The 25,580-nt window shown below is 59.1% G+C and carries 21 protein-coding genes and 1 pseudogene; 4 read left to right on the top strand and 18 right to left on the bottom strand.

The features are described from left to right. Positions 1 to 122: 122 nt before the first annotated feature. Positions 123 to 1,088 (bottom strand): annotated as a pseudogene (locus KGB28_RS11825) (GlxA family transcriptional regulator). 291 nt (positions 1,089 to 1,379) lie between these two features. Between KGB28_RS11825 and KGB28_RS11820 the strand changes: the two are divergent. Next, the gene (locus tag KGB28_RS11820) at positions 1,380 to 2,021 is read left to right on the top strand and encodes an HD domain-containing protein (RefSeq protein ID WP_223445155.1); all 642 of its coding nucleotides are present in this window, start codon (positions 1,380 to 1,382) and stop codon (positions 2,019 to 2,021) included. Between the two features lie 142 nt (positions 2,022 to 2,163). On the opposite strand, the gene KGB28_RS11815 is transcribed toward KGB28_RS11820, so the two are convergent. From KGB28_RS11815 to KGB28_RS11785, 7 genes are all read right to left on the bottom strand, one after another. Beyond that, positions 2,164 to 3,054 (bottom strand): ABC transporter permease subunit, encoded by an 891-nt coding sequence (locus tag KGB28_RS11815; protein ID WP_057712854.1) that lies wholly within the window; start codon positions 3,052 to 3,054, stop codon positions 2,164 to 2,166. Beyond that, the gene (locus KGB28_RS11810) at positions 3,051 to 3,932 is read right to left on the bottom strand and encodes an ABC transporter permease subunit (RefSeq protein WP_191622238.1); all 882 of its coding nucleotides are present in this window, start codon (positions 3,930 to 3,932) and stop codon (positions 3,051 to 3,053) included. The genes KGB28_RS11815 and KGB28_RS11810 overlap by 4 nt, the downstream gene beginning before the upstream one ends. 35 nt (positions 3,933 to 3,967) lie before the next feature. Continuing rightward, positions 3,968 to 5,110 (bottom strand): ABC transporter ATP-binding protein, encoded by a 1,143-nt coding sequence (locus tag KGB28_RS11805; RefSeq protein ID WP_223445153.1) that lies wholly within the window; start codon positions 5,108 to 5,110, stop codon positions 3,968 to 3,970. Positions 5,111 to 5,182: 72 nt separating this feature from the next. Next, positions 5,183 to 6,280 carry a polyamine ABC transporter substrate-binding protein gene (locus KGB28_RS11800; RefSeq protein ID WP_317853300.1) on the bottom strand — a complete coding sequence of 366 codons (1,098 nt, stop codon included), beginning with the start codon at positions 6,278 to 6,280 and terminating at the stop codon, positions 5,183 to 5,185. 188 nt (positions 6,281 to 6,468) lie between these two features. Next, the gene (locus KGB28_RS11795) at positions 6,469 to 7,581 is read right to left on the bottom strand and encodes a polyamine ABC transporter substrate-binding protein (protein ID WP_008048745.1); all 1,113 of its coding nucleotides are present in this window, start codon (positions 7,579 to 7,581) and stop codon (positions 6,469 to 6,471) included. Between the two features lie 188 nt (positions 7,582 to 7,769). Beyond that, positions 7,770 to 9,134 (bottom strand): aspartate aminotransferase family protein, encoded by a 1,365-nt coding sequence (locus KGB28_RS11790; RefSeq protein ID WP_150755040.1) that lies wholly within the window; start codon positions 9,132 to 9,134, stop codon positions 7,770 to 7,772. 58 nt (positions 9,135 to 9,192) lie between these two features. Then, on the bottom strand, positions 9,193 to 10,551 hold the full coding sequence (locus tag KGB28_RS11785) for a glutamine synthetase family protein (protein ID WP_150755039.1): 1,359 nt from the start codon (positions 10,549 to 10,551) through the stop codon (positions 9,193 to 9,195). A 667-nt stretch (positions 10,552 to 11,218) separates the two neighbouring features. Between KGB28_RS11785 and KGB28_RS11780 the strand changes: the two genes are divergently transcribed. Both KGB28_RS11780 and KGB28_RS11775 read left to right on the top strand, forming a co-directional pair. Then, on the top strand, positions 11,219 to 12,595 hold the full coding sequence (locus KGB28_RS11780) for a glutamine synthetase family protein (protein ID WP_150716318.1): 1,377 nt from the start codon (positions 11,219 to 11,221) through the stop codon (positions 12,593 to 12,595). Between the two features lie 145 nt (positions 12,596 to 12,740). Then, the gene (locus tag KGB28_RS11775) at positions 12,741 to 13,379 is read left to right on the top strand and encodes a TetR/AcrR family transcriptional regulator (protein ID WP_150724984.1); all 639 of its coding nucleotides are present in this window, start codon (positions 12,741 to 12,743) and stop codon (positions 13,377 to 13,379) included. Between the two features lie 176 nt (positions 13,380 to 13,555). Here KGB28_RS11775 and KGB28_RS11770 read toward each other — a convergent pair whose 3' ends face one another. The 9 genes from KGB28_RS11770 to KGB28_RS11730 all read right to left on the bottom strand — a co-directional run bounded on the left by KGB28_RS11770 (position 13,556) and on the right by KGB28_RS11730 (position 22,589). Continuing rightward, positions 13,556 to 13,771 carry a molybdopterin-binding protein gene (locus KGB28_RS11770; RefSeq protein ID WP_007967989.1) on the bottom strand — a complete coding sequence of 72 codons (216 nt, stop codon included), beginning with the start codon at positions 13,769 to 13,771 and terminating at the stop codon, positions 13,556 to 13,558. 33 nt (positions 13,772 to 13,804) lie between these two features. Beyond that, entirely contained in the window at positions 13,805 to 14,611 is an 807-nt protein-coding gene (gene ssuB, locus KGB28_RS11765; protein WP_223445150.1) for an aliphatic sulfonates ABC transporter ATP-binding protein, read from the bottom strand. Then, on the bottom strand, positions 14,608 to 15,390 hold the full coding sequence (gene ssuC, locus KGB28_RS11760) for an aliphatic sulfonate ABC transporter permease SsuC (protein WP_057712846.1): 783 nt from the start codon (positions 15,388 to 15,390) through the stop codon (positions 14,608 to 14,610). The genes ssuB and ssuC overlap by 4 nt, the downstream gene beginning before the upstream one ends. A 9-nt stretch (positions 15,391 to 15,399) precedes the next feature. Next, positions 15,400 to 16,548, bottom strand: coding sequence for an FMNH2-dependent alkanesulfonate monooxygenase (gene ssuD / locus KGB28_RS11755; RefSeq protein ID WP_223445149.1), 1,149 nt, complete (start codon positions 16,546 to 16,548; stop codon positions 15,400 to 15,402). A 25-nt stretch (positions 16,549 to 16,573) separates the two neighbouring features. Then, complete coding sequence (locus tag KGB28_RS11750; protein WP_223445147.1) at positions 16,574 to 17,554, bottom strand: sulfonate ABC transporter substrate-binding protein; 981 nt, start codon at positions 17,552 to 17,554, stop codon at positions 16,574 to 16,576. 90 nt (positions 17,555 to 17,644) lie between these two features. Then, positions 17,645 to 18,238, bottom strand: a complete 594-nt coding sequence (ssuE, locus tag KGB28_RS11745) for an NADPH-dependent FMN reductase (protein WP_223445137.1) — start codon at positions 18,236 to 18,238, stop codon at positions 17,645 to 17,647. A 333-nt stretch (positions 18,239 to 18,571) separates the two neighbouring features. Then, complete coding sequence (locus tag KGB28_RS11740) at positions 18,572 to 19,210, bottom strand: peroxiredoxin (RefSeq protein ID WP_223445135.1); 639 nt, start codon at positions 19,208 to 19,210, stop codon at positions 18,572 to 18,574. Between the two features lie 292 nt (positions 19,211 to 19,502). Further along, the gene (locus KGB28_RS11735; protein WP_223445134.1) at positions 19,503 to 20,846 is read right to left on the bottom strand and encodes an OprD family porin; all 1,344 of its coding nucleotides are present in this window, start codon (positions 20,844 to 20,846) and stop codon (positions 19,503 to 19,505) included. 411 nt (positions 20,847 to 21,257) lie between these two features. Continuing rightward, positions 21,258 to 22,589 carry an OprD family porin gene (locus KGB28_RS11730; protein WP_223445132.1) on the bottom strand — a complete coding sequence of 444 codons (1,332 nt, stop codon included), beginning with the start codon at positions 22,587 to 22,589 and terminating at the stop codon, positions 21,258 to 21,260. Positions 22,590 to 22,951: 362 nt separating this feature from the next. Here KGB28_RS11730 and tauA point away from each other — a divergent pair, with 362 nt between their 5' ends. Further along, entirely contained in the window at positions 22,952 to 23,941 is a 990-nt protein-coding gene (gene tauA, locus KGB28_RS11725) for a taurine ABC transporter substrate-binding protein (protein ID WP_223445130.1), read from the top strand. Positions 23,942 to 24,041: 100 nt separating this feature from the next. On the opposite strand, the gene argA is transcribed toward tauA, so the two are convergent. Next, positions 24,042 to 25,340: an amino-acid N-acetyltransferase gene (gene argA, locus KGB28_RS11720; protein ID WP_223445120.1), complete on the bottom strand. Its 1,299-nt coding sequence runs from the start codon at positions 25,338 to 25,340 to the stop codon at positions 24,042 to 24,044. Positions 25,341 to 25,580: the final 240 nt, after the last annotated feature.

Raw genomic sequence — 25,580 nt, 5'->3', positions numbered from 1 at the left:
GCCCCTTCGCGAGCAAGCCCGCTCCCACAGGTTTCTCTGGCGTTCACAACATTTGTGTTCAACAAAGATCCTTGTGGGAGCGGGCTTGCTCGCGAAGGGGCCCTGAAGAGCAACACAAAAATTCAAACCATCGCCGCAAAATTCAGCCTGAACTGCTGCGGCGTCACCCCCAGTCTGCGATTGAACACACTGCGCATGTGCTGGGCATCGCGAAATCCGCATTGATAGGCCACGGTCTTGAGCGGCGCGCGGGTGCTTTCCAGCAGCGTCCGCGCCGCATCCACCCGTGCACGCTCGACGAACTCGGCCGGGGTGATTTTCGCTTCCCTGGCGAACACCCGGGAGAAGTTGCGCGCGCTCATGTTGGCGGCATTGGCCAGGTCGGCGATGGTCAGGTCGCCCGTCAGGTTGGCCAGCACGTAATGCTGCACCATTGCCACCGCCGAATCCGGTTCGGCGTGGGGCGTGAGGAACGGGCTGAATTGCGACTGCCCGCCCGAACGCTGGGTGAACACCACCAGCCGCTTGGCGACATTCAGCGCCACTTCCGGCCCGTGATCCCGGCCCAATAGATACAACGACAGATCGATCCCCGCCGTGACCCCGGCCGAGGTGAACAGCTCGCCGTCCTCGACTTATAGCCGATCCGCTTCCACCCGGGACGAGGGACACAGCGCCGCCAGATCCGATGCGTCCTGCCAATGCGTGGTGACCCTGCGCCCCTCCAGCAATCCGGCCCTGGCGAGCATGAACGCGCCGTTGCAGATCGAGCCAAAGCGCTTGGCCCGCGCACAGGCATCACGCAACCAGCCATCGAATGCCATGCCGAAATCCATGAACGGCAACTGCGGCCCGCCAGCCACCAGCAACAGGTCATACGGCTCCAGCGCTTCGCCGAAATGCCGATGGGCATTGAGTGCCAAACCGTTGGAGCACGCCATCATCCCGCGCTCGACGCCGATCACCTCAAGACGATAGTGATCCTGCGGGGCAAGGAAGCGATTGGCCTCGGAAAACACATCCATGGGACCGGTGACATCCAGCGACTGGACGCCGGCGAACACCACGATGGCTACGGTTTTACTCATGGTTCAAAACGTCTCTGATGGCATTGAATGGCAACGCACACCTGTAGGAGCGAGCTTGCTCGCGATGTGTGTGAGGTCGCCTCGCTCATCCAGACAGCCGGCGTCATCGTTGACGACCATCGCGAGCAAGCTCGCTCCTACAGGGTCTGCATGCACCCTAGCCAATCCAGGTCCAACAAGCGAGGTTGGCGCGATATGCACGCTCATTGGCCGGGATCGCAGCCATGGATCGATTGTCCGGTTTCGGGGGCCGGAACAGACTGAAACCCTCATCACGACGAGGAAAACTCCATGAGCACCACCATCGCCGGCATCAAGATCCCCGACAGCGCACTGGCCAAGGCCACCACCGAATACATCCGCGACATCGAGTCCGACCTGCTCTACCACCACTCGCGCCGGGTATTCCTGTTCGGCGCACTGAGCGGCGAGCGCAAGCAACTGGCCTACAACCCGGAGTTGCTGTACGTCGGCGCGATGTTCCATGACCTGGGCCTGGTGCAAGGTCATCGCAGCGACATCGAGCGCTTCGAAGTCGATGGTGCCAACGCGGCAGCAGCGTTCCTCAAGCCTTACGGATTGAGCGATGACGACATCGAACAGGTCTGGCTATCGATTGCCCTGCACACCACGCCGGGCGTGCCTCAGCACTTGCGACCCACCGTGGCGCTGGTCACGGCTGGCGTCGAGATGGACGTGCTGGGCATGGACTACGCGGCGTTTTCCAGCGTGCAGCGCGAAGCGGTGGTGCATGCGCATCCACGGGGCGAGGGTTTCAAGGAGTGCATCATCTGCGCGTTTGCCGACGGCTTGCGCCATCGTCCGCAGACCACGTTTGGCAACGTGAAGACTGATGTGCTGGTGGATCAGGAGCCGGGGTTCAAGCCGATGAACTTCGTCGAGGTCATTCGCAAATCGCCCTGGGTCGCATGAGCAAATGTGGGAGCGGGCTTGCTCGCGAAAGGGTCGTGTCAGTCGACATCAACATTGACTGACACACCGCTTTCGCGAGCAAGCCCGCTCCCACATTTTGAATCGGGGTGACCACATTGTTGTGGTCACCCCTGGTTCAGACTCAAGCCGCTTCCGGCGCCTGTGCGCGACGCACGTCCGGTTGCTTCCACGAGTCGGCTGCCGCTTCTTCGATCGCCTGCTGGATCGCACGACGACGGCTTTCTTCGGCGCGACGGCTGAAGAACCAGACCAGGAAAGTCACGATCGACACCGCCAGCAGGATCAGGCTGGCCACGGCGTTGATCTCGGGCTTGACCCCCAGACGCACCGCCGAGAACACTTCCATCGGCAGGGTCGTGGAACCCGGGCCCGACACGAAACTCGCCAGCACCAGGTCATCGAGGGACAATGCGAAGGACATCATCCCGCCCGCCGCCAACGACGGTGCGATCATCGGGATGGTGATCAGGAAGAACACCTTCCACGGCCGTGCACCGAGGTCCATGGCCGCCTCTTCGATGGACAGGTCCAGCTCGCGCAAGCGCGCCGAGACCACCACCGCCACATAGGCCGCACAGAACGTGGTGTGGGCGATCCAGATGGTGACGATGCCGCGTTCCTGCGGCCAGCCGATCATCTGCGCCATGGCCACGAACAGCAGCAACAGCGACAGACCGGTGATCACCTCAGGCATCACCAGTGGCGCAGTCACCAGGCCACCGAACAGGGTACGGCCCTTGAAGCGCGTAATGCGCGTCAGGACGAACGCCGCCAATGTGCCCAGCGCCACCGCTGCAATCGCCGTGTAGCAGGCGATTTCCAGCGAGCGCACCACCGAGCCCATCAGTTGGCTGTTGTCGAGCAGGCCGACGTACCACTTGATCGACCAGCCGCCCCACACCGTTACCAGTTTGGAGGCGTTGAACGAGTAGATCACCAGGATCAGCATCGGCAGGTAGATGAACAGCAGACCCAGTACCAGCATCAGGCTGGAGAAACGGAAGCGCTTCATTCTTTACCCTCCATTTCCTTGGCCTGACTGCGGTTGAACAGGATGATCGGCACAATCAGGATCGCCAGCATCACTACCGCCAGGGCAGACGCCACCGGCCAGTCACGGTTGTTGAAGAACTCTTGCCAGAGCACTTTACCGATCATCAGGGTTTCCGGACCGCCGAGCAGTTCCGGGATCACGAACTCGCCCACCACCGGGATGAACACCAGCATGCAGCCGGCGATGATGCCGTTTTTCGACAGCGGCACGGTGATTTTCCAGAAGCTGTTGAAGGTGCTCGAACCCAGGTCCGACGCAGCTTCCAGCAGGCTCTGGTCGTGCTTCACCAGGTTGGCGTACAGCGGCAGGATCATGAATGGCAGGTAGGAATAAACCACTCCGATATACACGGCGAGGTTGGTGTTGAGGATCTGCAGCGGCTCGTCGATCCAGCCCATGCTCATCAGGAAACCGTTGAGCAGGCCGTTGTTGCTGAGAATACCCATCCACGCATAAACGCGGATCAGGATCGCGGTCCAGGTCGGCATCATGATCAGCAGCACCAGCACCGTTTGCACTTCCTTGCGGGCAACGGAGATGCCGTAGGCCATCGGGTAGCCGATCAGCAGGCAGAGGATGGTGCTGAAAAGCGCCATCTTCAACGAGCCGAGGTAAGCGGCGATGTACAGCTCGTCACCGGCCAGCATCGCGTAGTTGCCCAGATTAAGCAGCAACTGCAGCTTCTGCTCGGCGTAGCTGTAGATTTCGGTGTAGGGCGGAATGGCCACGTCCGCTTCGGCGAAGCTGATCTTCAGTACGATGAAGAACGGCAGCATGAAGAACAGGAACAACCAGATGAAGGGAACCCCGATGACCATCTGACGGCCACCGGGAATTATTCGATTGAGTCGACGTTTGAACTTGCGCATGTTCATGAGCGGAGCACCACGCCGCTGTCGTCTTCCCAGTATACGTAGACCTGATCACCCCAGGTCGGACGCGCGCCGCGCCGCTCGGCGTTGGCCACGAACGACTGCACCAGCTTGCCGCTTGGCAGTTCGACGTAGAACACCGAGTGCCCGCCCAGGTAGGCGATGTCGTGCACCTTGCCGCTGGACCAGTTGTACTGGCAGGTCGGCATGTCGGCGGTGACCAGCAGTTTTTCCGGACGGATCGCGTAGGTGACCGACTTGTCCTGCACCGAAGTGCTGATGCCGTGGCCGACGTAGATCTGACGATCCAGGTCTTTGCAGGTAATGATCGCGTGGCCTTCGGCGTCGTCGATCACTTCGCCTTCGAAGATGTTCACGTTACCGATGAATTCGCAGACCAGGCGGCTGGTCGGGGTTTCGTAGATGTCAATCGGGCTGCCGATCTGGGCGATCCAGCCCAGGTGCATGATCGCGATGCGCTCGGCCATGGTCATGGCCTCTTCCTGGTCGTGGGTCACCATGACGCAGGTTACGCCGACGCGCTCGATGATCTCCACCAGCTCCAGCTGCATTTGCGAACGCAGCTTCTTGTCCAGCGCGCCCATCGGTTCGTCGAGCAGCAACAGCTTCGGACGCTTGGCCAGGGAACGGGCCAGGGCCACGCGCTGACGCTGACCGCCGGACAATTGATGCGGCTTGCGCTTGGCGTACTGGCTCATCTGCACCAGCTTGAGCATGTCGGCCACGCGGGCATCGACTTCAGCGGCCGGCAGCTTGTCCTGCTTGAGGCCGAAGGCGATGTTTTGCGCCACGGTCATGTGCGGGAACAGGGCGTAGGACTGGAACATCATGTTGATCGGCCGCTCGTAGGGCGGCATGTCAGTGATGTCTACGCCATCGAGGAAAATGCGCCCCTCCGTGGGCCGTTCGAAACCTGCGAGCATGCGCAGCAAAGTGGATTTGCCCGATCCCGAACCGCCGAGCAGGGCGAAGATCTCGCCTTTCTTGATTTCCAGGGACACATCGTCCACGGCAATCGTCTCGTCGAACTTCTTCGTGACCCGGTCGATTTTGACCAGCACCTGTTTAGGTGACTGGTCGCCCTCGAGGGCTTTCTTATAGGCGCCGGAGGCAACTGCCATTTACGAAACTCCCAGAAAAAAAGAGTGCAGTTCGCTCAAGGTGAGCCAACCTGGATAGTTTGAGCCTTGAAACTATTTACCCGACTTGACCTTGGTCCAGCTGCGGGTCATCAAACGTTGAATGTTCGGCGGTAACTCGACCGACACGTAGGTCTTGTCGAGCACCGCTTGCGGTGGATAAACCGCTTCGTCGGTGCGAATGGACTGTTCCATCAGTTTGTCCGAACCCGGGTTAGGGTTGGCATAGCCGACGTAATCACTGACCTGGGCAATCACCTCAGGCTTCAGTAAATAGTTGATGAAAGCGTTGGCCTGCTTGACGTTGGCCGAGTCCTTCGGAATCGCCAGCATGTCGAACCAGAGCGCACCGCCCTCTTTCGGGATCGAGTAGGCGATGTTCACGCCTTTCTTGGCTTCTTCGGCGCGGTTCTTGGCCTGGAAGATGTCGCCGGAGAAACCGATCGCCACACAGATATCGCCGTTAGCCAGATCCGCGATGTACTTGGAGGAGTGGAAGTAGGTCACGTAAGGCCGCACTGCGAGCAACTTGGCGGTGGCCTTTTCGTAGTCCTTGGGGTCGGTGCTGTTGGCGTTCAGGCCCATGTAGTTGAGCACTGTCGGCATCATTTCATCAGCCGAATCGAGGAACGCTACGCCGCAACTTTGCAGCTTCTTGATGTTCTCCGGTTCGAACAGCACGCCCCACGAATCAATCGTATCGACGCCCAGCACAGCCTTGACCTTGTCGACGTTGTAACCGATGCCGTTGGTGCCCCACAGGTACGGCACGGCGTACAGGTTGCCAGGATCGTTCTGCTCCAGACGCTTGAGCAGCACCGGGTCGAGGTTCGAATAGTTCGGCAGCTGCGACTTGTCGAGTTTCTGGAATGCCCCAGCCTTGATCTGTTTGCCGAGGAAGTGGTTCGACGGCACGACCACGTCGTAGCCGGTACGCCCGGCCAGTAATTTACCTTCCAGGGTTTCGTTGGAATCGAAGACGTCATAAACCGGCTTGATACCGGTCTCTTTCTGGAAATCGGCCAGGGTGGTCTCGCCGATGTAGTCCGACCAGTTATAAATATGCACGGTACCGGCGGCCTGGACACTGACAGCCAGCGTCAACCCGGCGCCCACCAGCATGGCATTGCGCAACAAAGAAAAAATAGGCAAGTGGAGGTCCTCTGAAATTAGTTGGGCCCAAGTTGCCCCGCGCTACATGACAACCGTGGTTGCCCGGCAACAAAACCGGCGCGCAACTTACCCTCGAAAAACCGTTCCAGCAAAACTTTCTGTCATTTAATTACACCTGTTGTCGCCACCGCGCGGGTGGCGACAACAGGTTGTTGCATCAAACCGGCTTATTTACCGGATTTGATCTTGGTCCAGCTGCGGGTCATGATCCGCTGGGTCGCGGCCGGCAAGTCGGCAATCGCGTACAACTTGGCCAGCACGTCCGCCGGTGGGTAAACGCCCGGGTCGCTGGTGATGTCTTTATCGACCAACGCAGTTGCAGCCGCGTTACCGTTCGGGAAACGCACGGCGTTGGTGATTTCAGCCATGATTTCCGGCTTCTGCAGGAAGGTCATGAACTTGTAGGCGCCTTCGACGTTTTCGGCATCTTTAGGGATGGCGACCATGTCGTAGAAGCTGCCGGCACCTTCTTTGGGAATGTTGTAGCTGACTTTCACCTTGTCACCGGCTTCTTCCGCGCGGGACTTGGCCTGGTAAATGTCACCCGAGTAACCCACGGCCACGCAGATGTTGCCGTTGGCCAGGTCGGAGATGTACTTGGACGAGTGGAAGTAACCTACCGAAGGACGGATTTTCAGGAACAACGCTTCGGCTTCGGCCAGTTGTTTCTTGTCCTGGCTGTCGGTTGGATAGCCCAGGTAGTGCAACGCCACCGGAATCATCTCGGTTGGCGAATCGAGGAAACTGATACCGCACGACTTCAACTTCGCGGCGTTTTCAGGTTTGAACAGCAGGTCCCAGGAGTTGGTCGGCGCGTCGGCACCCAGCGCAGCCTTGACCTTCTCGGGGTTGAAGCCGATACCGATCGAACCCCACATGTACGGGAAGGCGTGCTCGTTGCCCGGGTCGCTCACGGAAACGGCCTTGAGCAGGTCGGTATTCAGGTTCTTCCAGTTAGGCAGCTTGGACTTGTCCAGCTTCTGGTAGACGCCAGCCTTGATCTGCTTGGCCAGGAAGTTGTTCGACGGTACAACGATGTCGTAACCGGACTTGCCTGCGAGCAACTTGGCTTCCAGAGTTTCGTTGCTGTCGAAGACGTCATAGACAACCTTGATGCCCGACTCGTCTTCAAACTTCTTGACGGTATCCGGTGCGATGTAGTCGGACCAGTTGTACACGTGCAGTACTTTGTCATCGGCCTGAACCGCGCCCGCCATCAAACCCATCACGGACATGGCAAGGAGGGTCTTGCCAGCGAGCTTTTTACCTAGTGCCTTCATGCGTAATGCTCCAAATTTTTCTTTTTTGAACCACTTGTTCAGCAACCGAACCCGGGCAGCTGGAACCGCGGCTAGTCTGGCAAGATCCACATCGGTCTTTCAAGGAAACGGCCACGCTTTCTGACAGTTCCGAGCGAAAGTTCCTACTTCATTTGCAGAACTTTGGACTTCCGCTCAGAGCCTAGCACTTAGCCCTGCAATGCACTCAGGGTCAGGTCAAGACACTTGCGAGCCTTGGTCACCAGCTCATCGATTTCCGCCGGTGTAATCACCAGTGGCGGAGCGATGATCATGGTGTCGCCGACGGCGCGCATGATCAGGCCGTTATCGAAGCAGAACTGACGGCAGATCATGCCGACGCCCTTGCCCTCGTAACGCTTGCGCGTGGCCTTGTCCTGGACCAGTTCGATGGCCCCCAACAGACCCACCCCACGAACTTCACCCACCAGCGGGTGATCGTTCAGTTCCCGCAGGCGCTTTTGCAAATACGGTGCCGTTTCTGCATGAACGCGCTCGATAATCTTCTCGTCGCGCATGATGCGGATGTTTTCCAGCGCCACCGCGGCAGCCACCGGGTGACCGGAGTAGGTGAAGCCGTGATTGAAGTCGCCGCCTTCGTTGAGCACGTCCACCACTTCATCACGCACGATCAGGCCGCCCATCGGGATGTAGCCCGAGGTCAGGCCCTTGGCGATGGTCATCATGTCTGGCTTGAGGTCGTAGAAATCGGCACCGAACCACTCGCCGGTACGACCGAAACCGCAAATCACTTCGTCAGCCACGAACAGGATGTCGTACTTGGCGAGGATTTCCTTGATGCGCGGCCAGTAGGTCTCTGGCGGAATGATCACGCCGCCGGCGCCCTGGATCGGCTCGGCAATAAAGGCACCGACGTTGTCGACGCCGACTTCCAGAATCTTTTCTTCCAGCTGGTTGGCCGCCCAGATACCGAATTCTTCCGGGGTCATGTCGCCGCCTTCGGCGAACCAGTACGGCTGGGCAATGTGAACGATGCCCGGGATCGGCAAGTCGCCCTGTTCGTGCATGTAGGTCATGCCGCCCAGGCTCGCGCCGGCCACGGTGGAGCCGTGATAGCCGTTCTTGCGGCTAATGATGACTTTCTTCTTCGGCTGGCCCTTGATCGCCCAGTAGTGACGAACCATACGCAGCATGGTGTCGTTGCCTTCGGAGCCGGAACCGGTGAAGAACACATGGTTCATGCCTTCTGGCGCGATGTCGGCGATGGCCTTGGCCAGCTCCAGTACCGGCGGGTGCGCGGTCTGGAAGAACAGGTTGTAGTAAGGCAGCTCGCGCATCTGTTTGCTGGCGGCATCGGCCAGTTCATCGCGACCATAACCAATCGCGACACACCACAGGCCGGCCATGCCGTCGAGGATCTTGTTGCCTTCGCTGTCCCAGAGGTAAACACCCTTGGCGTTGGTGATGATCCGCGGGCCTTTCTCTTTCAGCTGCTTGAAGTCGCTGAACGGAGCCAGGTGGTGGTCATTGCTCAGGATTTGCCATTCACGGGTTTGCGGATTGTTGCTGGTCATACGAATCTCCTAAAAAATCAGGTGAAGGCGCCGCCAGGCAGCGGCGGCGCCCGGCGTATCAGACGGCAAAGAGCAGGAATTCCCTTTCCCACGAACTGATCACGCGCTTGAAGTTTTCATGCTCGGCTCGCTTGACCGCAACGTAGCCAGTGATGAAATTTTTGCCCAGGTACCGCTCGATGGTCGCGCTGTGTTCCATACGCTCCAGCGCGTCTTCGATGGTCAGCGGCAGGCGCAGGTTGCGGCGTTCATAGCCACGCCCCACCACCGGCGCACTCGGGTTCAGGCCTTCGACCATGCCGATGTAACCGCAGAGCAGGCTCGCGGCAATCGCCAGGTAGGGGTTGGCATCGGCGCCCGGCAGGCGGTTTTCCACCCGACGGTTTTGCGGCCCCGCATCCGGAACCCGCAGGCCCACGGTGCGGTTCTCTTCGCCCCACTCCACGTTCACCGGCGCCGAGGTATCCGGCAGGAAGCGGCGGAACGAGTTGACGTTGGGTGCGAACAGCGGCAACAGCTCGGGAATGAGTTTCTGCAAGCCACCGATGTGGTGCAGGAACAACTGGCTCATGGTCCCGTCTTCATTAGAGAAGATGTTCTTGCCGGTCTCGATGTCGATGATGCTCTGGTGCAAGTGCATGGCGCTGCCCGGCTCGCCGGTCATCGGTTTGGCCATGAAGGTCGCGGCCACGTCGTGCTTGAGCGCGGCTTCGCGCATGGTGCGCTTGAACACCAGGATCTGGTCGGCCAGGGACAGGGCATCGCCGTGACGGAAGTTGATTTCCATCTGCGCCGTGCCGTCCTCGTGGATCAGCGTATCGAGGTCCAGGTCCTGCAGTTCGCACCAGTCGTAGACGTCTTCGAACAGCGGATCGAATTCGTTCGCCGCTTCAATGGAGAACGACTGACGACCGGTTTCCGGGCGACCGGAGCGGCCGATTGGCGGTTGCAGCGGGTAATCCGGGTCGTCACTGCGCTTGGTCAGGTAAAACTCCATTTCTGGCGCCACGATCGGCTGCCAGCCTTTGTCGGTATAGAGTTTCAGGACTTTCTTGAGCACGTTGCGTGGCGACAACTCGATTGGGTTGCCTTGCTTGTCGTAGGTGTCGTGGATGACGATGGCGGTCGGCTCGATGGCCCACGGCACCAGGTACACCGCGCTCTGGTCGGGACGGCAGATCATGTCGATGTCGGCCGGGTCGAGCAGTTCGTAATAGATGTCGTCTTCGACGTAATCGCCGGTCACGGTCTGCAACAGCACACTTTCTGGCAGGCGCATGCCTTTTTCGGCGATGAATTTGTTGGTCGGCGAAATCTTGCCCCGGGTAATCCCGGTCAAGTCGGCGATCATGCATTCGACTTCTGTGATCTTGTGGTTTTTCAACCAATCGGTGAGCTGGTCGAGGTTGTTACTCATAAATGCCTCTAGGCTTGAGTTGTCTGACCCTTGTAAGGTCAGGCGTTGTTTGACGCATCGGCGTCGCGTTGTAGAGCGTTTGCGCGGCAGATTATCGTGCTTGCCGACACGGCAGCGGAGGCCGGGCGTGCAGAATCGCGAGCGGTGCCCTGAACGATGGTCAGGCCGCTATTGTGAATCGGTTCTATATTGAATGGAGTAACCGTAATGGGGGTGCCATCGCAACCGTCCAGAATATCGGACGGGGACGGTCGAACCGTCACGGATGGGAGGATCACCAGAACCGCTGGGGCCACGGAACGGACGGACGTGTCATCACTGATGTGATAAACATGCCGACCGACCTGTCTTGAGCAGTCGGTGACGCCGATTATCGGCAGGCGAGACATGAAGCACCCCGGTATTATTGCTGTTATGGGTTTGATTCGAGCTTAGCCTTGTTCATTTTTTTACACAACACCCCCGTAAAAAATACAACACGGCCCGCTCAAGCCTGCGGGCGCCATAGAGGCCAAAGGCATAAAAACGCCCCAAAGTGCCTCAAAAAAGCCACACGGGCGCTTTTTTAGGGCAAAAAAGGCCTCGCTTGACTTCGGCATGCCGTTCGGGTTGACTGGAATCTGAAAAGATCAATGATTGATATTTTTAACAACAAAGGTGTTGCATCATGTCGGTACCCCCGCGTGCCGTTCAGCTTAACGAAGCGAACGCGTTCCTTAAGGAACATCCTGAGGTTCTGTACGTTGACCTTCTGATTGCGGATATGAATGGTGTGGTGCGCGGCAAGCGCATCGAACGCACCAGCCTCCACAAGGTTTACGAGAAAGGCATCAACCTGCCGGCCTCTTTATTTGCTCTGGATATCAATGGCTCGACGGTGGAAAGCACCGGCCTGGGCCTGGACATCGGTGATGCTGACCGAATCTGCTATCCAATCCCCGATACCCTATGCAACGAGCCATGGCAGAAGCGCCCGACCGCGCAACTGTTGATGACCATGCACGAACTCGAAGGCGAGCCATTCTTCGCCGACCCGCGTGAAGTGCTGGCCAATGTGGTGCGCAAGTTCGACGAAATGGGACTGACTATCTGCGCCGCGTTCGAACTGGAGTTCTACCTGATCGACCAGGAGAACGTGAACGGTCGTCCGCAACCACCTCGCTCGCCGGTTTCCGGCAAACGTCCGCACTCGACTCAGGTCTACCTGATCGACGACCTCGACGAATACGTCGACTGCCTCCAGGACATTCTGGAAGGTGCAAAAGAGCAAGGCATTCCGGCCGACGCCATCGTCAAGGAAAGTGCCCCGGCGCAGTTCGAAGTGAACCTGCACCACGTGGCCGACCCGATCAAGGCCTGCGACTACGCGGTCCTGCTCAAGCGCCTGATCAAGAACATCGCCTACGACCATGAAATGGACACCACCTTCATGGCCAAGCCTTACCCAGGCCAGGCGGGTAATGGTCTGCACGTCCACATCTCGATTCTCGACAAAGACGGCAAGAACATTTTTGCCAGTGAGGATCCCGAGCAGAACGCCGCACTGCGTCACGCGATCGGCGGTGTGCTCGAGACCCTACCGGCGCAGATGGCTTTCCTCTGCCCGAACGTCAACTCCTACCGCCGTTTCGGCGCACAGTTCTACGTGCCGAACTCGCCGTGCTGGGGCCTGGATAACCGCACCGTGGCGATTCGCGTACCGACCGGTTCCTCCGACGCCGTGCGCATCGAGCATCGTGTAGCCGGCGCCGATGCCAACCCGTACCTGCTGATGGCTTCGGTCCTGGCAGGCGTGCACCACGGCCTGGTCAACAAGATCGAGCCTGGCGACCCGGTTGAAGGCAACAGCTACGAGCAGAACGAGCAAAGCCTGCCGAACAACCTGCGTGATGCACTGCGCGAGCTGGACGACAGCGAAGTCATGGCCAAGTACATCGATCCGAAATACATCGATATCTTCGTGGCCTGTAAAGAGAGCGAGCTGGAAGAGTTCGAACACTCCATCTCCGACCTCGAGTACAACTGGTACCTGCATACCGTTTAATCGGTTGCAGTAAAAAAGAAACGCCGCTGGCTGTAAAAGCCTGCGGCGTTTTTTTATGGCCGCCTGCGGCGTTCCGACGATGGCGGCCAACGAGACAACGCACAACCCGACTCGTACAATGCCCGCTGCCCCGCAGGAGACTCCAATGACACGCGTAGCCACCCCCCGCAAACCCCGCGCACGCAGCCAGGCCCGGATCGATTCGATACTCGATGCGGCCCGCACGCTGCTGGCTGCCGAGGGTGTGGCCAGCCTGTCGATCTACAGCGTCGCCGAGCGCGCGGAGATTCCACCCTCCTCGGTCTACCACTTCTTCGCCAGCGTGCCGGCGTTGCTCGAAGCCTTGACCGCCGACGTCCACGCGGCCTTCCGCGCCTGCCTGCAAGCCCCCATCGATCACCTCGCCTTGAATGGCTGGCGCGATCTGTCGCGACTGGTGGAGCAACGCATGCTCGACATCTATGCAGAGGACGCCGCCGCCCGCCAACTCATTCTGGCCCAGCACGGCCTGACCGAAGTCACCCAGGCCGACCGCCAGCACGACATCGAACTGGGCGACCTGATGCACAAGCTGTTCGACCATCACTTCGAGCTGCCGACATTGCCCAGTGATGTCGATGTGTTCGCCTTGGCCATGGAGCTCGGCGACCGGGTGTATGCGCGCTCGGTGCAACAGCACGGGCAGATTACGCCGCGCATGGCCGAGGAAGGGATGCGGGTGTTTGATGCGTATGTGGGGTTGTATTTGCCGCCGTATCTGCCCAAACGCAGCGTTCCAGCCTGAGATCTTTATTGATCACACCGGCCTCTTCGCGAGCAAGCCCGCTCCCACATTTGGAATGCATTCCCCTGTGGGAGCGGGCTTGCTCGCGAAGGCCGCGCCGCGAATCTCGCTGATACACACGCACAAAAAACCCCGAAGGGCTCAAACCCTTCGGGGTTGTTGTTTACGCATGCGCCTTACAACTTGGCGATCGACACCTCGGTGGATTTCACAAACGCGATCACTTCACTGCCGACTGCCAGCTCCAGCTCTTTCACCGAGCGCGTGGTGATCACCGAAGTGACAATGCCGGACGCGGTCTGCACGTCGATTTCCGAGAGCACGTCGCCGAGGACGATTTCCTTGATGGAGCCTTTGAACTGGTTGCGAACGTTGATGGCCTTGATCGTCATGATGTTGATTCCTGTCGTTGGGTAAGACTCGAGTTATTGAGCCCAGCGCAATTGCGTAGGCAAGGGTGAAACAGGTTCCGGTTCCGGCGGTTGGCCGGGCAGCGCCAGCACGCGATTGAGCACTTCGGTTTCCAGCGCCGCCAGCCGATGGGAGCCACGAACCCGAGGGCGCGGCAGTTCCACGTGCAGGTCGAGGCCGACTTCGCCGTCTTCGATCAGGATCACCCGATCGGCAATCGCCACCGCTTCACTGACGTCATGGGTCACCAGCAACACGGTGAAGCCGTGCTGCTGCCAGAGCCGTTCGATCAGTTGCTGCATTTCAATTCGGGTCAGGGCATCCAGCGCACCCAAGGGTTCGTCGAGCAACAGCAGGCGCGGTTGATGAATCAACGCACGGGCCAAGGCCACGCGTTGCTTCTGTCCACCGGACAGCGCAGCAGGCCACTCGTGGGCGCGATCGGCCAGGCCCACCGCTTCCAAGGCTTCAAGCGCTTGCGGCCGCCAGTTGCCCTTGAGGCCCAGACCGACGTTGTCGATGATCTTTTTCCAGGGCAGCAAACGCGCTTCCTGGAACATCAGCCGCGTGTCTTCCCGCGCGTCACTCAATGACGCGGCACCGGCGAGTAACTCGCCGCCGGTTGGTTGATCGAGGCCGGCGAGCAAGCGCAGCAAGGTACTTTTGCCACAGCCGCTGCGACCGACCACGGCGACAAACTGGCCCGCCGGAATGTGCAGGTCGATCTCGCGCAGCACCTGCCGCGAGCCAAAGGTTTTTTGCAGCTTGCGCACCGCCAGCGGAATCCCGCGCAGCAGTCGCGGAGGTTGCTCTGCGATCATGCCGCACCTCCCTTGGCAACCTGGTAGGCCGGGTGCCAGCGCAGCCACACTCGTTCAAGTCCACGGGCTGCGAGGTCGGCCAGTTTGCCGAGCACCGCGTACAACAGAATCGCCAGCACCACCACGTCGGTCTGCAAGAACTCCCGGGCATTCATTGCCAGATAGCCGATGCCGGAACTCGCGGAAATGGTTTCCGCCACGATCAACGTCAGCCACATGAAACCCAGGGCGAAGCGCACGCCGACCAGGATCGAAGGAAGTGCCCCCGGCAGAATCACCTGCCAGAACAGGCTGAAACCGCTCAGTCCATAGCTGCGCGCCATCTCCACCAGGGCCGGATCGACGTTGCGGATGCCGTGATAGGTGTTGAGGTAGATCGGAAACAACGTGCCCAGCGCCACCAGGAAAATCTTCGCCGACTCGTCGATGCCGAACCACAGGATCACCAGCGGAATCAGCGCCAGGTGCGGCACATTGCGGATCATCTGCACCGAACTGTCGAGCAGGCGCTCGCCCCACTTCGACAGTCCGGTGATGAAGCCAAGCGTCAGGCCGATGCCGCCACCGATGGTGAAGCCCAGCGCGGCACGCCAGCCACTGATCGCCAGATGTGTCCAGATTTCGCCGCTGCGCACCAGGCTCACGCCGGCCTCGATCACGGCGATGGGTGCCGGCAGTATCCGTGTCGACAACCAGCCCGCCGACACACTCAATTGCCATACCGCCAGCAGCAGCACCGGCAACGCCCAGGGCGCCAGGCTGTGGATGATTTTCTTCATGACCGCGCCTCAGCTCTGGGACGCGGCTTTGGGTAGAATGTCGTTGGCGACCATCTCGCCGAACGGGCTGACGTAGCCGGCGCTTTTCGGCAGTTCAGGACGCTCGACATCGAGGTGCGGGAACAGCAACTCGGCCACCCGGTACGACTCTTCCAGGTGTGGATAACCGGAGAAGATGAAGGTATCGATGCCCAGGTCCGCGTACTCCTTCACGCGGGCAGCCACGGTCGGACCATCGCCCACCAGCGCCGTACCGGCACCGCCGCGTACCAGGCCGACGCCGGCCCACAGGTTAGGGCTGACTTCAAGATTTTCGCGGTTGCCGCCATGCAATGCTGCCATGCGTTGCTGACCGACCGAATCGAAACGCGCCAGCGAAGCCTGGGCACGGGCGATGGTCTCGTTGTCCAGATGCGAGATCAGTTTATCCGCCGCTTGCCAAGCTTCGGCGTTGGTTTCACGCACGATCACATGCAGGCGAATGCCGAAGCGCACGGTGCGTCCGAGCTTGGCGGCCTTGGCACGGACCTGTTCGATTTTTTCCGCAACGGCGGTCGGTGGCTCGCCCCAGGTCAGGACCATTTCCACCTGTTCGGCGGCCAGGTCTTGCGCGGCCTCCGAGGAACCGCCGAAGTACAGCGGCGGACGCGGTTGCTGGATCGGTGGATAGAGCAATTTCGCTCCCTTCACGCTGATGTGCTGACCGTCGTAATCGACGGTTTCACCTTCCAGCACCCGGCGCCAGATGCGAGTGAATTCCACCGAGGCCTGATAGCGCTCTTCGTGGCTGAGGAACAGCCCATCGCCCGCCAACTCTTCCGGATCACCACCCGTCACCAGATTGAACAACGCACGACCACCAGACAGTCGATCCAGGGTCGCAGCCTGACGCGCTGCCACCGTCGGGGAAATGATCCCGGGGCGAAGGGCGACAAGGAACTTCAAGCGCTGGGTCACCGGAATCAGCGATGCCGCCACCAGCCACGAGTCTTCGCAAGAGCGACCGGTAGGGATCAGCACCCCGCCAAAACCCAGGCGATCCGCTGCCTGTGCGACTTGTTGCAGGTAACCGTGATCGACGGCGCGTGCGCCTTCGGCGGTGCCAAGGTAATGGCCGTCGCCGTGGGTAGGCAGGAACCAGAAAATATTGAGGCTCATGGAGTGGTCTCCTTGGGGAAGCGATTTATTGGGCTTTGGTTACTGAGCTTTGGGCAACGGCAGCCGGCGGCGTCCAGATCACGTCTTTGATGCTCAACTGCTTGGGAATCAGCTTGAGCTGATAGAAGCTGTCGGCGATTTTCTGCTGTGCGGCGACCACTTCCGGGGTGAGGAACAGCGCGCCATAACCCTGGCGTTTCACCGAGGTCAGGGTGATGTTTGCAGGCAGGCCGAGCAGCGGCGAAACCTGTTCGGTCACCTCTTGCGGGTTAGCCCTGGACCACTCGCCCACCGCGCGCACTTCTTCCACCAGGGTCTTGATCACCTCGGGATTTTTCTGCGCATAAGGCTTGGTTGCCAGGTAGAACTGATGGTTGTCGACGATGCCCTGGCCATCGCGCAGGGTGCGCGCTTGCAGCTGTTGTTCGGCGGCGGCCTGGTACGGGTCCCAGATCACCCAGGCGTCGACGCTGCCACGCTCGAACGCGGCGCGGGCATCGGCTGGCGGCAGGAATACGGTCTGGATGTCGGTGTATTTGAGGCCGGCGTCTTCCAGCGCACGCACCAGCAGGTAGTGCACGTTGGAGCCCTTGTTGAGCACGACTTTCTTGTCCTTGAGCTCTGCTACCGATTTGATCGCCGAGTCCTTCGGCACCAGGATCGCTTCGCTGTGCGGCGCTGGCGGTTCATAGGCGACGTAGAGCAAATCGGCACCCGCTGCCTGGGCAAACACCGGAGGCGTTTCGCCAGTGACGCCGAAGTCGATGGAGCCGACGTTCAGGCCTTCAAGCAGTTGCGGGCCACCGGGAAATTCAGTCCATTGCACGTCCACGCCTTGGGCGGCGAGGCGTTTTTCCAGGGTGCCTTTGGCTTTGAGCAGCACCAGGGTGCCGTATTTCTGATAGCCGATTCGTAATGTCTCGGCCTGAGCTTGAGTAATGGCGCCGAAGGTGACAGCCGCAGCAAACAGAGCGACCAGACCACGACGCAAAATGACAGGGCGCATGGCGCTCTCCTTTTTGCAGTTGGGTTTTGGCTGCACCTGCTTGCCCGTTGGCGGGCGAGTAAGGCCAGTACTTCAATTTTTCGGTGAGGCTCAAATGCTCCAGCGAGCACTCAACAAGCGATCATTCAACAGGTTCGGGTCGAGCGGCTTGGGCCGTCGCGCCATGGCGCTGAAAAACAGCTCCAGCGATTCATTCAGTCGTTGCTCCAGCTCCGGCGCCAATTGCGCCAGGGCGCTGCCTTCGCCGTAGGCGATCTGGCTGTCGACGGCGAAAATGCCTTGCAGCATTTCCTGGGCCTTCAATGCCGACAGCACCGGCTTGAGCGCGTAGTCCACCGCCAGCATGTGAGCGATGCTGCCGCCCGTGGCCATCGGCAGAACCACCTTGTGGCTCAAGGCGCGTTCGGGCAGCAGATCCAGCACGACTTTCAGTGTTCCGGAAAACGATGCCTTGTAAACCGGTGTGGCGATCAGCAGGCCATCGGCGTTTTCAATCTGTTGCAGCAGGTCGATCACCTTGGGGCTGTCGAAGCGTGCGTGCAGCAAGTCCTCGGCCGGGAAGTCCCGTACCTGATAACTCACCACTTCCACGCCCTGCCCTTGCAACCAACGCTGGGAGCGATCCAGCAGCACCCCGGAACGAGAGCGCTGACTGGGACTGCCACCGAGTGAGACAACCAACATTCAGACGATTCCTTGCACGGTGTTGACGATTCGCGGCTTGCGATCTCGCTTTGATGGAGTGACCTTAACAGTTGATTTATATATCCATAAATCATATTTATTCATTTGGTTATTCGTTAAAGAAATATGAAAACCGGTTTCTTCCAGGCAAAAAAACAGGCCGTCGAAACGGCCTGAAAATCCCCTGCTTTGTGGGTGCTGTTAACTGTGAGGTCTGTGGTGTCTGACCCGACGCCTTCGCGAGCAAGCCCGCTCCCACAGAAGGACGCGGACAAATGTGGGAGCGGGCTTGCTCGCGAAGACGGCATCAGCCACACCGCCGATGCCGGCGACTTACCGGTTCGGCTGCGGCGTCAGGCGCAGGTAAGGCTTGACCGCCCGATAGCCCTTGGGAAAACGCTGCTTGATTTCATCCTCATCCTTGAGCGACGGCACGATCACCACCTCATCACCGTCCTGCCAGTTGGCCGGTGTGGCCACCTTGTAGTTATCGGTGAGTTGCAGCGAGTCGATCACCCGCAGGATTTCATTGAAATTGCGCCCGGTGCTTGCCGGGTAGGTAATCGTCAGCCGGACCTTTTTGTTCGGGTCGATCACGAACAGCGAGCGCACGGTCAGGGTGTCGTTGGCGTTGGGGTGGATCAGGTCGTAGAGGTCCGAGACCTTGCGGTCGGCGTCATCCAGGATCGGAAAGTTGACCACGGTGGCCTGGGTTTCGTTGATGTCCTCGATCCACCTGTGGTGCGACTCCACCGGGTCCACCGACAAAGCGATGGCCTTGACGCCGCGCGCTGCGAACTCATCCTTGAGCCTGGCGGTAAAACCCAATTCCGTGGTGCACACCGGTGTGAAGTCCGCCGGATGGGAAAACAGCACGCCCCAGCTATCGCCCAGCCACTGATGGAAACGGATGGTGCCGGCGCTGGAGTTCTGTTCGAAATCGGGGGCGATATCGCCAAGTCTGAGACCCATGGTGCTGCTCCTTGTGAGTGCTTGATGGGTTCAACTGTGCCTGTGTTTTTTATCTATTAAAAAGAATAAATATCGATTTATTTAGATCATAAAGAAATATTAAATATCTGTTCACTGGACGTGCCCGCACAACCGGCCGAACATCGGCCCCAAGGTTCGAGAAGGCCTTGAGTTGCTGCAAAGAGGGAAGTTCAAGGCGGGATTACGGGGGTGAACCCGTCTTGAAAACGCAAAAGCCCCGCCCGGTGCAATACCGGGCGGGGCTTTTTTTGTCTCGGTTACGCGAGCGCTATTACAACAGCGGGATCGAGTAGCTGAGGATCACGCGGTTTTCGTCCTGCGAACGCGTGTTCGGCAGGTCGGTGCGCCAGGTCGCGTTTTTCCACGCCAGGCCCAGGTTTTTCAGCGGACCTTCCTGAACGACGTAAGCCAGGCTCAAATCGCGCTCCCACTCGGAAGCACCATTGGCCGCTTCGCCACCCTTGGCGTTAACGGTATCGATATCGTCACCGTGCAGGTACACCAGGCCCGCCGTCAGGCCAGGTACGCCGACCTTGGCGAAGTCATAGGAGTAGCGTGCTAGCCAGGTACGCTCGCCGGCACGGCCGAACTTCTGGATTTGCGAGTCGGTGATGGTGTAGTTCGACGAACCGTCGCCCTGGTTCAGCCAAGGGAAGTCACTGCTGCCGTTGCTGACCTGGTAACCGCCACCGAAGGTGTGACCGGCAACGGTGTACAGGAACAGGCCGCTGTACAGGTTGTTGTCGACCTTGCCTTTGCCGTTGGCTGCACCGCTGTAGTTGCCGGTGGTGAAGTACAGAGGGTCGTGACCGTTGGCACCGTCGTCGGAGCTGTTGAAGTAACGCAAGTCAGACTTCAATACGCCAGGGCCGATTGCCCAGTTGTGCACCAGGCCCAGGAAGTGTTGCTTGTAGAACTCTTCCAGGTTGCCGTAGTAGTACTGGGCTGTCAGGTCCTTGGTGATCTTGTAGTCGCCACCGGCATAGATGAACTTGTTGCTGTCGCGGCCTGTAGCGGAACGGCTGTTGGCGCCGGAGATAGACAACTGTTCGTTGTTGCTCGAGTTACGACCTTTTACCTGCTCGATCTGACCGCCGATCAAGGTCAGGTCCTTGATGTCGCTCGAGGCGAGCTGGCCGCCCTGCCAGGTTTGCGGCAACAGACGACCGTCGTTGGTTACGATCACCGGCAGCTTTGGCTGCAAGGTACCCAGCTTCAGCTCGGTCTGGGAGATCTTGGCTTTGGCAGTCAAACCCAGGCTGGAGAAGTCATCAACCGCTTCGCCGTTGGACTTGCTCGGGAACACGGTGCCGCCGTACGAGTTGTTGCTCGCGCCGTTGGTGCCGCCACCGGAATCCAGTTTGACGCCCAACAGGCCGATCGCATCGATACCGAAGCCGACGGTGCCCTGGGTGTAACCGGAGATGAAACGCAGATCGAAGCCTTGGCCCCATTCTTCGTTTTTGTTCGGGCCAGTACCGTCTCGGTAATCGGTGTTGATGTAGAAGTTACGCAGCCCCAATGTTGCCTTGCTGTCTTCGACAAAACCCGCGGCGCTTGCCTGCTGGGTCAAAACCCCGACGGCCACAGTCATGGCCAAGGTGGACTTGTTCATGTTTCGCTCCTCTCGTTTCTAATTCTGATGTTCCTGGTCCCGAATCGATTGCCCGGGATCCTGAATGCATAAATTCGCGGCAAACCGTCTGAGCCGGTCATTTGGCGGGCCGCAGGATACATGGCCTTAAAGCCAAAAAGAATTTCTTGATGCTTTTTAATATCGTCTCGGAATATGACTTCCCACGACAGATCCGAGGTATCGGCGGCTAGGCCAATTCCTGAACCTGATCAATGGTCGAGGGACGAAACTGCTAAATCCGAGCTCAGGGATGAGTGCCGGACAGGCGCACTTTAAGCGGGATGAATAAAAACCAAAAAGAATAAAAAATAATCAATAAAGACCAAAATGGAATAATAAAAAACAGACAAAAAAACCTCGCCATCAGGCGAGGTTTTTTCACAAGGCTTGTTACAGGAAGCTGTAGGTGTAGTTGAAGATCAGACGAGTCTGGTCAACATCAGGGTTGTTGGAGACTTCACTGCCACGGTAAACGCCATTACGCAGCGTGACGCCGAAACCTTTGAGAGCGCCCTGTTGGATGGTGTAGTCGATCCGCATGTCGCGTTCCCACTCGGAGCTATCAGGGCCGCTGCCGTTGGTAGCCTTGATGTTGTCGCCATGCAGGTAGGCGATCGAAGTTTTCAGGCCCGGCACGCCCAGTCCGGCGAAGTCATAGGAGTACTGACCGAAGGTAGTGTTTTCACCGGCACGAACAAAGCCGTTGATCATGGCGTCGGTGAACAGGTAGAAGCTGGCGCCGCCGTTCCCTTCCGGACGGCCATTGCTATCAACCACGTTGCCCTGGTTCAGGAAAACAAAACCGCCGTCATCGTTGACGCGCTGATGGCCGACCAGGAAGGCGTTGCCACCCAGGGTGTAGGTGAACATGGCGCTCCAGGTCTTGTTATCGACCTCGCCCGGGGTCTTGGCGAAACCGTTGTTGTTGTTGAAACGGAAACCCGGATCACCGTTCCTGCCGTCGGAGCTGCTGTCGAAGTAGCGAATATCAGTCTTGAAGGACTGCTTGGCGTCGATCGGAAACACGTGGATCAAGCCAAGGAAGTCCTGCTTGTAGTAGTCCTTCAGATTCGAGTGGTAGTACTGCAGGGTCAGGTCCTTGGTGACCTTCCAGTCAGCACCACCGTAGTAGAACTTGTTGCTGTCCTCTGTACCGCCAGCCACGGCCAAGCCGGTGGAGTTCGAAGAGGCGCGACCTGCCGAGTGCTCCAACTGACCTGCGTTGAAGGTCACGTTGTCGATTTCTTTCGAGGTGATGGTGCCACCGTCAAAGGTCTGTGGCAGCAGACGACTGTCGTTCGCGACCAGAATCGGCAAGTTGGGTGCCAGAGCGCCACCCAGGTGGGCCTCGGTCTTCGAGAAGCGCGCCTTGACGTTGGCCGCCGCACGGCTCCATTCGTGTACGGCCGAACCATCGGTGTCGCTTGGGAAAAAGGTGTTGGCATCCGGATGGTGCCCCTTGCCGCCATCCAGGTGGATACCCAGCAGTGCCTGGGCGTCGATACCGAAGCCGACAGTACCTTGGGTGAAACCGGACAGATAATCGAATTTCAGGCCTTCCGCGGACTCTTTCTGATCCGCACCGCCTTCACGGTTATCGTTGTTGTAATACATGGTCCGGGAACTGATGGACGCCTTGCTGTCTTCCAGGAAACCTGCGGCGCCTGCCTGCTGCGCCAAAACCCCTACGGCCACGGCCAAAGCCAAGGTGGACTTGTTCATTGTGTAGCTCCTCTCGATTCTAATTCTTGTATTCCTGGTCTCGAGTCGTCGCCCGAAATCCTAAGATGCACGATTAGCGCCAGACCGTGACCTACAAGTCAATCGTAACCATGTGTGTCTACGACCATAGTCTAACCCCCGATTTTTTGGTCCCTGCCGGGTCATGAATTCGTCATGAACCTGAAAAGAATTACCCGCTTCTTTTCTAATACCGTTTAGGAATTTAGCGCTCAATTTCCAGATCCCCCAGAACAGAGGGTCCGGCCCATAAGCTAATTCCTAAACGGTATTTATTTTTGCTTTTTTAGATCGATTAGTTTCTTACGCAATTCGGAAACAAATCCTTACCGAAAGGCAGCCCCATGACGACCAAACGCGCACTATCCGGAGCAATTGTTACAGTTTGTGTATCTCTCGCATTTTCTTTCACCGCCCAGGCGGCGAACCTCACCGTCGGCTATCAAACCGGAGTCGACCCCAGCAAAGTCCCCCAGGCCGATGGCCTTTATGAAAAAACCATCGGCCAGCCCATCGACTGGCGGCGCTTCAACAGCGGCCCGGAAGTGGTCACGGCGATTGCCTCCGGCGATGTGCAAATCGGCAATCTCGGCTCCAGTCCGCTGGCCGCTGCCGCCTCGCGCAACCTGCCGATTGTCGCGTTCATCGTCTCGGCCCAGATCAATGCCGCCGAAGCGCTGGTGGTGCGCAATGGCAGCGGCATCGAAAAACCGCAAGATCTGATCGGAAAGACCATCGCTACACCTTTCGTTTCAACCTCCCACTACAGCCTGCTTGGTGCGCTGAAGCACTGGGGCCTGGACAGTTCGAAAGTCAAAGTGGTGAACCTGCAGCCGGCGGAAATCGCAGCAGCCTGGAAGCGTGGTGATATTGATGGCGCGTTTGTCTGGTCGCCCGCCCTGGGGGAAATCCGCAAGAGTGGCAAGACCCTGACCGACGCTGCGCAGGTAGGCCAATGGGGAGCACCCACTTTTGAGGTCTGGGTGGCGCGCAAGGATTACGCCGAGAAGCACCCGGAGGTGGTGGCCAGATTCGCCAAGGTCACCCTCGATTCCTTTGCTGATTACGCTGCACATAAAGCCAACTGGACGGTCGACTCGGAGCCCGTGCAAAAAATCGCCAAACTGACCGGTGCCAATGCCGCCGATGTGCCGGAGTTACTGGCCGGTTCCGCATTCCCGGATGCCAAGGCGCAACAGAGCACCGCGCTGTTGGATGGCGGCACGGCCAAGGCCATTGGCGAGACGGCGAAATTCTTGAAGGAGCAAGGGAAGGTGGAGACGGTGCTGCCGGATTATTCGCCGTATGTCAGTGCGAAATTTGTCACTGAGTAATTGCTGAAGGCTGCTGTGCGCCCATCGCGAGCAGGCTCGCTCCCACAGGGATACTCGGTCAACTGTGGGAGCGAGCTCGCTCGCGATGAAAGCGACGCGGTCAGAGGGCTTTTTCGAAGATCTTCGAATTACGCTGATAGTTGTACAGCGACGCCCGCGCCGACGGCAGGCGGTCAACGCTGCTCGGCACAAAACCACGCTCGCGGAACCAGTGAGCGGTGCGCGTGGTGAGAACGAACAAGTTTTTCAATCCCTGAGCCCGTGCGCGGTTTTCAATGCGCTCCAGCAGCTCATCGCCACGACCGCCATGGCGATACTCCGGGTTCACCGCCAGGCACGCCAGTTCACCGGCATCCGAATCGGCAATCTGATAAAGCGCCGCACAAGCGATGATCATGCCTTCACGCTCGACCACGCTGAACTGTTCGATTTCGCGCTCCAGCACCTCGCGGGAACGGCGCACCAGGATGCCCTGCTCTTCCAGCGGGCTGATCAAGTCCAGCAATCCACCGACGTCTTCGATGGCCGCTTCGCGCACCACTTCGAACTGCTCCTGCGCCACCAGCGTACCGCCGCCGTCACGGGTGAACAGTTCGGTCAGCAGTGCACCGTTCTCGGCATAACTGACGATATGACTACGGGCCACACCGCCACGACAAGCTTCGGCAGCGGCATCCAACAGTTCCGCCTGATAGTTACTGCCCAGGCGCTGCAAATGCGCCGGCACCTGTTGCGGACGCAATTCGCGCACCAGACGCCCGTTTTCGTCGATCAAACCCAGTTCGGCGCCAAACAGCAGCAGCTTGTCCGCCCCCAGCTCGATGGCTGCCCGCGTGGCGACATCTTCACAGGCCAGGTTGAAAATCTCCCCGGTCGGCGAGTAGCCCAGCGGCGACAGCAGCACAATGGAGCGCTCGTCCAGCAGACGGTTGATGCCCTTGCGGTCGACCCGGCGCACTTCGCCGGTGTGGTGATAGTCGACGCCTTCAAGCACGCCGATAGGCCGTGCTGTCACCAGGTTGCCGCTGGCCACCCGCAGGCGCGAGCCCTGCATCGGCGACGAAGCCATGTCCATCGACAGACGAGCCTCAATGGCAATGCGCAACTGGCCAACCGCGTCGATCACGCACTCCAGGGTCGCGGCATCGGTGATGCGCAAGCCGTGGTGGTAATGCGGGGTCAGGCCACGGGCCGCGAGGCGCGCTTCGATTTGCGGGCGGGAGCCGTGAACCAGCACTAGACGCACACCCAGGCTGTGCAACAGCACCAGGTCGTGGACGATATTGCCGAAATTCGGGTGTTCAACGCCGTCGCCGGGCAGCATGACGACAAAGGTGCAATCGCGGTGGGCGTTGATGTAAGGCGAAGCGTGACGAAGCCAATTGACGTATTCGGGCATGAACCTGGGCCTGTAATAAATAGCAGCCGAAAAAAGGGCGAAACTGAAAACGCACAGCGGGCTGATGGTTATCGTCGGAACAGGCTTGGCGACACGCGCGCTCTCCTCATGAATACGGGTTTGGGTACCGGCAATTTATACGGCTTGTCAGGCAAATCACAGACCCTGTGGGAGCGGGCTTGCTCGCGAAGGCGGTGTGTCACTCAGTATTGAGGTGGCTGACACGACGCCTTCGCGAGC

Origin of the sequence: Pseudomonas sp. BF-R-19, assembly GCF_019956445.1 — a bacterium.
In the GTDB taxonomy this organism is placed as follows: Bacteria; Pseudomonadota; Gammaproteobacteria; order Pseudomonadales; family Pseudomonadaceae; genus Aquipseudomonas; species Aquipseudomonas fluorescens_BH.
This window is presented reverse-complemented; position numbering and strand designations above follow the sequence as displayed.

What these genes read in the sequence shown, in the direction of transcription:
- KGB28_RS11820 (WP_223445155.1), top strand. Translation starts at nt 1,380, where the DNA reads ATGAGCACCACCATCGCCGGCATCAAGATCCCCGACAGCGCACTGGCC.
- KGB28_RS11815 (WP_057712854.1), bottom strand. Translation starts at nt 3,054, where the DNA reads ATGAAGCGCTTCCGTTTCTCCAGCCTGATGCTGGTACTGGGTCTGCTG.
- KGB28_RS11805 (WP_223445153.1), bottom strand. Translation starts at nt 5,110, where the DNA reads ATGGCAGTTGCCTCCGGCGCCTATAAGAAAGCCCTCGAGGGCGACCAG.
- KGB28_RS11795 (WP_008048745.1), bottom strand. Translation starts at nt 7,581, where the DNA reads ATGAAGGCACTAGGTAAAAAGCTCGCTGGCAAGACCCTCCTTGCCATG.
- KGB28_RS11790 (WP_150755040.1), bottom strand. Translation starts at nt 9,134, where the DNA reads ATGACCAGCAACAATCCGCAAACCCGTGAATGGCAAATCCTGAGCAAT.
- KGB28_RS11785 (WP_150755039.1), bottom strand. Translation starts at nt 10,551, where the DNA reads ATGAGTAACAACCTCGACCAGCTCACCGATTGGTTGAAAAACCACAAG.
- KGB28_RS11780 (WP_150716318.1), top strand. Translation starts at nt 11,219, where the DNA reads ATGTCGGTACCCCCGCGTGCCGTTCAGCTTAACGAAGCGAACGCGTTC.
- KGB28_RS11775 (WP_150724984.1), top strand. Translation starts at nt 12,741, where the DNA reads ATGACACGCGTAGCCACCCCCCGCAAACCCCGCGCACGCAGCCAGGCC.
- KGB28_RS11770 (WP_007967989.1), bottom strand. Translation starts at nt 13,771, where the DNA reads ATGACGATCAAGGCCATCAACGTTCGCAACCAGTTCAAAGGCTCCATC.
- ssuB (WP_223445150.1), bottom strand. Translation starts at nt 14,611, where the DNA reads ATGATCGCAGAGCAACCTCCGCGACTGCTGCGCGGGATTCCGCTGGCG.
- ssuC (WP_057712846.1), bottom strand. Translation starts at nt 15,390, where the DNA reads ATGAAGAAAATCATCCACAGCCTGGCGCCCTGGGCGTTGCCGGTGCTG.
- ssuD (WP_223445149.1), bottom strand. Translation starts at nt 16,548, where the DNA reads ATGAGCCTCAATATTTTCTGGTTCCTGCCTACCCACGGCGACGGCCAT.
- KGB28_RS11750 (WP_223445147.1), bottom strand. Translation starts at nt 17,554, where the DNA reads ATGCGCCCTGTCATTTTGCGTCGTGGTCTGGTCGCTCTGTTTGCTGCG.
- ssuE (WP_223445137.1), bottom strand. Translation starts at nt 18,238, where the DNA reads ATGTTGGTTGTCTCACTCGGTGGCAGTCCCAGTCAGCGCTCTCGTTCC.
- KGB28_RS11740 (WP_223445135.1), bottom strand. Translation starts at nt 19,210, where the DNA reads ATGGGTCTCAGACTTGGCGATATCGCCCCCGATTTCGAACAGAACTCC.
- KGB28_RS11735 (WP_223445134.1), bottom strand. Translation starts at nt 20,846, where the DNA reads ATGAACAAGTCCACCTTGGCCATGACTGTGGCCGTCGGGGTTTTGACC.
- KGB28_RS11730 (WP_223445132.1), bottom strand. Translation starts at nt 22,589, where the DNA reads ATGAACAAGTCCACCTTGGCTTTGGCCGTGGCCGTAGGGGTTTTGGCG.
- tauA (WP_223445130.1), top strand. Translation starts at nt 22,952, where the DNA reads ATGACGACCAAACGCGCACTATCCGGAGCAATTGTTACAGTTTGTGTA.
- argA (WP_223445120.1), bottom strand. Translation starts at nt 25,340, where the DNA reads ATGCCCGAATACGTCAATTGGCTTCGTCACGCTTCGCCTTACATCAAC.